This is a genomic window from Sulfitobacter sp. UBA4523 (assembly GCF_002388305.1).
Classification (GTDB): domain Bacteria; phylum Pseudomonadota; class Alphaproteobacteria; order Rhodobacterales; family Rhodobacteraceae; genus Sulfitobacter; species Sulfitobacter pontiacus.
On the sequence record NZ_DGMH01000039.1, the window covers coordinates 78,278 to 79,008 of the forward strand.

The window sequence follows — 731 nt, forward strand, 5'->3', positions numbered from 1 at the left end:
GGCCTGAATGAATATGATTTTCAGAACCTGCTGGACGCGCGCTATAAAGGGGCGGTTCCGGAGCTGGTCAAGGGCGACCGCAAGGTGCATTTCCGTACCCTGCGCGAAACCGTCTTTCAGTGGCAGGCAGACGAGATCGAAGGCCCCGCCGAGACATGGGCCAATTTCACCGATCGCGTGGAAGCCGCCCGTCTGATCGCCTGTGCCGAAGGGGCGGAACGCGTGCTTGCGGTAAGCTCCGGTGGGGTGATCGGGCAGCTGACGGCCGCGTCACTCGGCGCACCGCATAAAATGATGATGACCTTGAACCTGCAGATCAAGAACACATCCATCACCAAATTCGTCTTCACCAAATCCGCGTTTTTCCTGCATGAATTCAACGCGACCCCGCATCTGATGTCAGCCGAGACCGCTGACATGCTGACCTATAGTTAAGGAACGGTAGCCATGAGCACAGACACCCAGACACTCGATATTCCAAAGGTCAGCGCCTATCTGGAAAAACACCTTGAGGGCTTTGAAGGCCCGCTTGAGGTCTCCAAGTTCCAGGCCGGTCAGTCCAACCCGACGTTCCTGCTGAAAACCCCGTCGCGCAACTATGTGCTGCGTCGCAAACCGCCGGGGGTTCTGTTGAAATCCGCCCACGCGGTTGATCGTGAGTTCCGCGTGCAAAAGGCGTTGCAGGATACCGATGTGCCGGTGTCGAAAATGCACCTGCTGTGCGAAGACGA

At 57.5% G+C, this 731-nt stretch carries 2 protein-coding genes; both read left to right on the forward strand.

From position 1 onward, the window contains the following. On the forward strand, positions 1 to 435 hold a 435-nt coding region (locus tag B3849_RS09905), incomplete at its 5' end, for a histidine phosphatase family protein (protein ID WP_286780061.1). A 12-nt stretch (positions 436 to 447) separates the two neighbouring features. Continuing rightward, a partial coding sequence (locus B3849_RS09910) for a phosphotransferase family protein (RefSeq protein WP_286780062.1) occupies positions 448 to 731 on the forward strand: 284 nt, incomplete at its 3' end.